10 protein-coding genes are annotated in these 6,181 nt (G+C 72.6%); 4 read left to right on the top strand and 6 right to left on the bottom strand.

What is annotated here, in order from left to right:
- The coding region (locus tag AC13HU_RS29805) for a ComF family protein (RefSeq protein ID WP_483045082.1) at positions 1 to 246 on the top strand (246 nt) is incomplete at its 5' end.
- Between the two features lie 460 nt (positions 247 to 706).
- Here the strand turns inward: AC13HU_RS29805 and AC13HU_RS29800 are convergent.
- The 3 genes from AC13HU_RS29800 to AC13HU_RS29790 form a co-directional block, all read right to left on the bottom strand.
- Positions 707 to 889, bottom strand: coding sequence for a hypothetical protein (locus tag AC13HU_RS29800; protein ID WP_483045081.1), 183 nt, complete (start codon positions 887 to 889; stop codon positions 707 to 709).
- A gap of 447 nt (positions 890 to 1,336) precedes the next feature.
- A complete protein-coding gene (locus tag AC13HU_RS29795; RefSeq protein ID WP_483045080.1) occupies positions 1,337 to 1,498 on the bottom strand; it encodes a hypothetical protein in 162 nt (53 codons plus the stop codon).
- Between the two features lie 32 nt (positions 1,499 to 1,530).
- Entirely contained in the window at positions 1,531 to 1,956 is a 426-nt protein-coding gene (locus AC13HU_RS29790; RefSeq protein WP_483045079.1) for a hypothetical protein, read from the bottom strand.
- Here AC13HU_RS29790 and AC13HU_RS29785 point away from each other — a divergent pair.
- Positions 1,945 to 2,877, top strand: a complete 933-nt coding sequence (locus AC13HU_RS29785) for a hypothetical protein (RefSeq protein WP_483045078.1) — start codon at positions 1,945 to 1,947, stop codon at positions 2,875 to 2,877. The genes AC13HU_RS29790 and AC13HU_RS29785 overlap by 12 nt on opposite strands.
- Before the next feature lie 42 nt (positions 2,878 to 2,919).
- Here the strand turns inward: AC13HU_RS29785 and AC13HU_RS29780 are convergent, their stop codons facing one another.
- Both AC13HU_RS29780 and AC13HU_RS29775 read right to left on the bottom strand, forming a co-directional pair.
- Entirely contained in the window at positions 2,920 to 3,165 is a 246-nt protein-coding gene (locus AC13HU_RS29780; protein WP_483045077.1) for a hypothetical protein, read from the bottom strand.
- On the bottom strand, positions 3,162 to 3,452 hold the full coding sequence (locus AC13HU_RS29775) for a hypothetical protein (RefSeq protein WP_483045076.1): 291 nt from the start codon (positions 3,450 to 3,452) through the stop codon (positions 3,162 to 3,164). The genes AC13HU_RS29780 and AC13HU_RS29775 overlap by 4 nt, the downstream gene beginning before the upstream one ends.
- A 220-nt stretch (positions 3,453 to 3,672) precedes the next feature.
- Here AC13HU_RS29775 and AC13HU_RS29770 point away from each other — a divergent pair, with 220 nt between their 5' ends.
- Positions 3,673 to 3,915 carry a hypothetical protein gene (locus tag AC13HU_RS29770; protein ID WP_483045075.1) on the top strand — a complete coding sequence of 81 codons (243 nt, stop codon included), beginning with the start codon at positions 3,673 to 3,675 and terminating at the stop codon, positions 3,913 to 3,915.
- A 226-nt stretch (positions 3,916 to 4,141) separates the two neighbouring features.
- Here the strand turns inward: AC13HU_RS29770 and AC13HU_RS29765 are convergent, their stop codons facing one another.
- Positions 4,142 to 4,501, bottom strand: coding sequence for a hypothetical protein (locus tag AC13HU_RS29765; RefSeq protein WP_483045074.1), 360 nt, complete (start codon positions 4,499 to 4,501; stop codon positions 4,142 to 4,144).
- A 1,168-nt stretch (positions 4,502 to 5,669) separates the two neighbouring features.
- Here AC13HU_RS29765 and AC13HU_RS29760 point away from each other — a divergent pair.
- Positions 5,670 to 6,181, top strand: a 512-nt coding sequence (locus tag AC13HU_RS29760; RefSeq protein ID WP_483045073.1) for a hypothetical protein, incomplete at its 3' end; no start/stop codon positions are given.

The raw sequence follows: 6,181 nt of genomic DNA, 5'->3' as shown, positions 1-6,181 counted from the left end.
AAGACGGCCGAGACGCCCCGCTCGGCCAACAAGAACCTGGACGACAAGCGCACGGCCGCCGCCGCGCACGCCGCCGCCCTGACGTGGACCGGGGACACGGGCGACATCAAGGGCGCCACGGTCCTCCTCGTCGATGACGTCCTCACCAGCGGGTCTCAGCTCCAGCACGTCGCGCTCCGGCTCCGCGCCTCCGGCGCCGCCGACGTGCGCGGACTCGTTCTCGCCCGGGTCCCCTGGAGCGGATGACCAGCCCCGCGACCCGGGCAGCCCCGCCCCCCCGCGCCATCACCGCGCCGCGCCGGTTGTCCGCGCGACTGGCAGGGACGTGGCCGTGGTACCGGGGCGATGCCGGTCAGCGCTGCGCAGGCCGGCCGCGGAGTCTGTCGCGCAGGGCCACGGCGACGTCCAGCGACTTGCTCAGCCCGGTGACGATGTCCTGCGCGATGTCGAGTGGCGGTCGCAGATGTTCGACGGGAGGCGAAACGGTCGGCGCCGCGGCGGGAGCCGGGAGCGAGCCCGTCCAGCGAGGGCCGGCAGGGCGGCGAGCAGGGACCGGACCATGGTGCCGCTGTCCTTGAACATCCCCCGGGGCAGCTCCTCCATCTGGCCGCGCCAACTTCGACCTGGGCGCGGAACTGCCGCGCCGCCTGGGTGGCGTGGTCGGTGACGCCCGCGGACATCACGGTGACCGGCAGCCCGTCCGGCTTCAGGAAGGCGCGTGCGTGGGCGATGTGCGCGAGATCGTGGGCGAAGGGCGGGTGTTCATGACGACCCTGTCGTAGGCCGGCTCGGGATCGAGGCCGAGGAAGTCGCCGGCGGTCACCGTCCTGGCGGTTCCGCTCTCGGTGAGGGCCCGGACGTTGTCGTCGAGCAGCTCGACGCAGTCCACGAGGCACCCTGCCGCCGCGCTGCGCGGGCGATCGCGCCACGCCCTGCGGACGGTTCGAGGACTTCGGGGCCGGGACGGAGGCGCGCGTTCGATGAGCCGACGGACCACCGGCAGAGGGGTGGGGAAGTAGCCGACGTCCGGGGGCGGCGAGCTGCCCCGTGGCGAGGACCTGCTTCGGCAGCGGGGCGGGGTCCTCCGGGAACAGATGTGCTTGGGCGCGGCGGCTCCACTGCCCGCAGGCGGCCCGCAACACCTTGTCGCAGCGGGTGTAGAGGTTCGGGTCGATCCGACCGGACAGACGCAGAGCGCTCCCGTCGGTGGTGGCCTGCGCGAGTGCGTCCAGGACGTCATGGGCGATCTTCACGGTGGTGGGTTCCTTCAGCAGCTGGCCGGCGGGCCCGGCGTGGCGGGTGCCGCCGGTGGCCCGGGGCGATGGGCTGTTCGGGCTCACGCCTCGGCGGGGCCTTCGGCAGCGGGCGGCTGGACGGTGGCGTATGCGGCGGGATAGCCCGAAGCACACCCGGGCCGGCAGTACGCCCCGGCGGGCGCGTCGCACTCCTCGCAGTCCGCGTCCTCGAAGTCCTCCGGTAGGAAGGGACGGTGCGTCATGTCGGCTCCGTACGGATCTGGGCGTCGGGGCATCAGCGGGTCGTTGCCGGGACGGCCCCGAGCTGCGCGGCCAGAGTGATGCGCTCGAAGGCGGCGGTCTGCCCCAGCTCGTATGCGAAATCGGGCAGCTGGCTCGGCGTGATGTCGTAGAAGGTCCGCTCGATGACCACTTCGAAGAGCCCGAGGTCGAGCGGCCCCGGTGCGCAGGCCGCGCACTGGTAGATGTCCGGGTTGTGCTCGGCGTCCGGGCGCCACTGCGGGCGGTGCCGCTGGTCGTGCTCGTTCTGGAGGCGCTGGAGGTGCTCGCGGACCGCGTCGCCGGTGGACAGTACGGCGGGCCCTCGGAAGAGGTGGAAGAACCGGGACCCACTGGGTGGGGCAGTCGCCGTGGCTTGCCCGGGACCGGGCAGCTGCTGCGGGGTGAGGGGGATGGAGGTGATGACGGTGTGCTCCTCCACCCGAACGTCCGGCTGCGCCGCACCTACGTGCGCCACGACGTCCCCCGTCCCGTCGACCGTGAACGCAACGGACTGCCGCGCGACGAGCAGCCCCCCGCTGCGCGCCTCATCGCTCCCCGAGGTGTCGCCGGCCGGCTCCACCTCATCCTGCTGTTCGCCGCGCACTGCCAGGCCGCCCCCGGCCGGCAGTGGCCCAACCGCATCCCGATCGAGCCGGACGGCACCCAGCCCCTGTCCTGGATGGGGCTGATCGGTGCGCACGCCCGCCACACCCCCGGCGGACGCCGCGTCGCCAGCCCCCGGGTCAACAAGGCGCGCCAGATCAACGAGGCCCTCAAGAAGCTGCGCGACCAGCACCTCCTGGAGTTCCCCAACGCCGGCACATCCCGTCCCTTCCAGGACTTCCGGCTGCTGTGCGACAGCGGCGCCAGCACCGACGCCGCCCCGATCCCCTACAAGGTGCCCCGCGCCGACGCCCCCGGCATCGACGTCCCCGTGGAGTTCTTCACCTGCGGCTGGGTCAACCTGCTCACCCCCAGCGAGACCGTCGCCTACCTGATGTGGCTGGACGTGACCCAGAACCCCGAGCACGACGAGCCGTACGTCACGGGCGTCGAGCGCGCCGGCCATTTCGGCCTCGGCCGCGACGCGTACGAGACCCACGAGACCCTTGAGGCCTTCGGGCTCATCGACGTCGACCCCGCTCTCCTGCGCCACGAAGACGGCAAGTACACCGATTACTCCGCCGAGGGAGGCAGCCCCATCTGCCACCGCGTCACGCTCACCGACGGCGTCACCCGCAACGCCGCTGCCACGATCGAACCCGTTCTGCGGCAGTACGCCGCGACCGGCCGCTGGGGGCGCCCTCTGGGCAGCATGGGTGATCTGGCGGCCAGCCTGGGCATCCGCATCCCCAGCTGAGAACGGTCCGGCCGCCCGCGGGCACGCTCCGGCGGGTCGGCTTCAGCCCGCGTAGGCGATCGCCAGCACGGTGATGGTGTTCGTCTGCTCGTTGATCAGGATGACGACGGCAGCACGGCCTCGAGCGACCGTCCGGACGATCCCGTCGTCCTCCCCGTACGGCTCACTGGCCGCCAGCGGGTCCTGAACGGCGTCGACGAGGCACACCGCGATGTCGCGGCGCGCCTCGTCGGACAACGCCTTGTAGATGTCGTACTGGTCGGCCGGGAGGTGGAGCCTGAAGGTCACGCGGCGCCCCGCCGCCCCTGAGCGTCGTCCACGACGGTGTCCGTCATGTCGGGGGCGGTCTCGTACTCGGGCGGCACGGTGCCGTGCTCCTTGACATAGGCGCGCGCGGCCTCGATGCGGGGGCGGGCCGCCTCAAGCGTCTCCGCCGCCGAGGCCCATCCCGCAAGCCGCGCGGGCAGGCCCTCGAGAGGGGTCAAGTTGACGTCCGCCAACAGCTTCTGCCGGAGCGCGCTGTGGGGCAGGGCAACTTGGAGCCGGTCCACGGTCCACTCCTCGTGCGAAGCCATGTCCTCACTCTCCTTCGGCGGCTGTGTGCCTGCCGCCAGCGTAGCGGCACGGACCAAGCGCGGGGAGACGATCGGATCCTTCGCGTGAGCTCGTGAGCTTGGGGCGGACGCATGCCGGCGGCAGCCCGGAGGCCGTGGTGAGCGACCGGAGCACTGGCTCAGGCGAGGACCGAGGAGTAGGGGACTGGGCAGGGAAGCCGTCGCGGCGGCCGTCAGCGGGTTGACGGATGCCGTCCCCGGCGGCGGTCCGCTGGTCGAGGTCACCCAGATGACCAACAGCGCCTCTCGCATGCTGGAGTGGATCGGCGTGATCGTCGTCGACGAGCTCGACGAGCTCGACGGGCACCGGGTGCGCCAGTGCCTCGACGGGCCAGCGGGCGACCAGGACGACAGCGGCCTGCGCTGGGTCGGGGTGCGCGCCGCGCGCCGGGACGCCGTCGCTGTGGCGCTCAGGCATGTGTGACCGCGGCCAACCATGGCCTTTCCGACGACCTCGCGGCGCTCACCCCCGAGGAACTGGCCCGGCCGTGTCCCGCCCGCCACGGTGTCTACGGCCAGATCCGCGCCCTGCCGCCGATCACACGCCGGACCGCCACCTGGGCCGGGCGCAGGACGGCGCGTGGATCGCCTGGCTGGCGACGGCTGAAGCCTCCGCCCGACCCGGTGCGGCCAAGGGAGCGCGTCGGCGCTCAGAACTCGTCAGCACGCATCGGGACGAGTTCGGCGACCTCGAACTGGGTTGTCTCCGGGTTCAGTTCGAGGAAGCGGTCGATGACCTGGGCGTGCGCCTGGCCGGTGAACAGGTCCAGCGCCACCCGGTCGAGGGGACCGTCGTCCAGTTGCAGGTACGTCATGGCCAGATGGGCGCCGTGGTGCAGAGCGTCCTTCTCGGTGGGGTAGGTCCAGCTGCTCAGGTAACGTTCCGGCTCGCTGCGGTGCAGCAGAACCCACGGGCCGCCGGCCGCCCCCGTGGGCGCGTGGGCCAGGGCACGGCACGTGCGGCACCACGACGCGTTCGCGGCAAGCCGCTCCTCCGAACGGCCCCCCACACCGGCGCCGGCACGGCGACGCGCGCGACCGCCGGCCGTACGGGCAGGGCCTGCGGCTTCCGGGTGAGCAGTTCGGGGACCGGGTAGGTGGTGCGGGCGCGGCCCTTCCTGCCGGCCGGAGGCTGCCACAGTGCCCGGGGCCACGGCTCGTCGAGCGTTACCGAGGGGCTGCGGCTGAGGGGATGGCCGAGGGCGACCAGGTCCTCGTCGGACGGTGTCGGCTCCTCTCCGGGAGGCAGCGGCAGCAGCCACCCGGCCGTGTCCTTCACCCAGGAGTGCCCGCAGCCGCCGCACCAGTGCACGGCGGCATCCTGCTCGGCGGGGCTGTCGTACCAGCCCGGCTCCTCCTGTCCCAGCCCGAGGCGCGCCATGGCGGTCGGTTTCTCGCACGGGCAGGACGCGAACCGGTACAGCTGCACATCGGACTGCTCATCGCGCGAAGCGTGCAGCCACGCCGGGTGGACCCCCAGCGCCCCGGCCAGCGCCTCCCGTTCACGTTCCCTGGGTAGGGAACGGCTCGCCGCCCAGTGCCCGATCTGGTGCGCGCCGACGCCGATGTCGCCACCCAGGCCGACCGCGTCTTCGCGGCCGCCTCCTGAAGCAGCCGCAGGCGCCGCGCGAAGGGGGACAGCTCCAGCAGCGCCCACACCGGGTGGTCACCACGGGGTTCGACGTACTCCGGATCGTCGTCCCACACGTCATGGAGCTCGTTGTAGGACGAGGCGTGCTCGGCCAGCGTCTCGCTCACCCACCGACGTACCGCAGCGTCGTCCGCCCACTGCTCCTCGGTGGCTCCTCGAGCCGCCGCGTCCGCGTTCTCCGCCAGCACCAGCTCCTCGTGCATCGGGAAAACCCACTCCTCGACGGCCAGCAGCGCCCGGGAGGCGACGACGCGGCGAGCCGGCTCCGGCACCGCGCCGCTGAGCACGCCCGACGGCCCGTACCACCAGCCGGTCCTGCTGCTTGCTCCACCTGCTCACTCTGAACCCCGCTCCCGCCGCCGCGGCCACGCACGTGCCCACATCATCCCGGCCACGACCGGGAAGCGGGCGACAACGCACGAAGTTCACCCACACCAGACCGGGCCCGCCCCCACCTCAGCCAGCCAACAGCACCCGGCATCAGACCCAGCACAACCGCCAGCTACGCGGCCACATACGCTGTGCCGATGCCCGTCGTACCGCCGCTGTTCAGCGATGCCGAGACCGACCACCCCGCCATCGCCCAGTGGTGCTCCACCATCCTGGGCGGCGACACGGCCCGCCTGCTCCTGCTGGGACCGCACTGGTCCGGCAAGACCCACACCGCCTACGCCGCGCTGCGCCGCCTCCTTGCCGCCGGCTACTGCGAAGAGAACATCACCGTCCACCAGGCCCACGACCTCGGGGGCAGCTACGAGCCGAGCATGATCGAGAACACCACCGCCGTCACGGTCATCGACGACCTGACCCTCTCCGTCGACCTGGTGCGCGAGGCCGCCGTGCCGCTGAACCCGGACTCCGCCGACGTCCAGGCCATGATGGCTCTGGAGGCGGGAGCGCTCGCGGATGCCGTCGCCCGCCTGAGCCTGCTCCCGCGGCGCTCCTGGCTCCTGATCGCCTCGAACCTCGACTGCCTCGTCGGGGCGGTCGGCCAAGAGACCGCCGACCGCCTCGTCGCCGTCGCCGAGCAGGCCGAACT

The organism is Streptomyces sp. NH27, from assembly GCF_056859195.1.
This window is presented reverse-complemented; position numbering and strand designations above follow the sequence as displayed.

What these genes read in the sequence shown, in the direction of transcription:
- AC13HU_RS29795 (WP_483045080.1), bottom strand. Translation starts at nt 1,498, where the DNA reads ATGACGCACCGTCCCTTCCTACCGGAGGACTTCGAGGACGCGGACTGC.
- AC13HU_RS29775 (WP_483045076.1), bottom strand. Translation starts at nt 3,452, where the DNA reads ATGGCTTCGCACGAGGAGTGGACCGTGGACCGGCTCCAAGTTGCCCTG.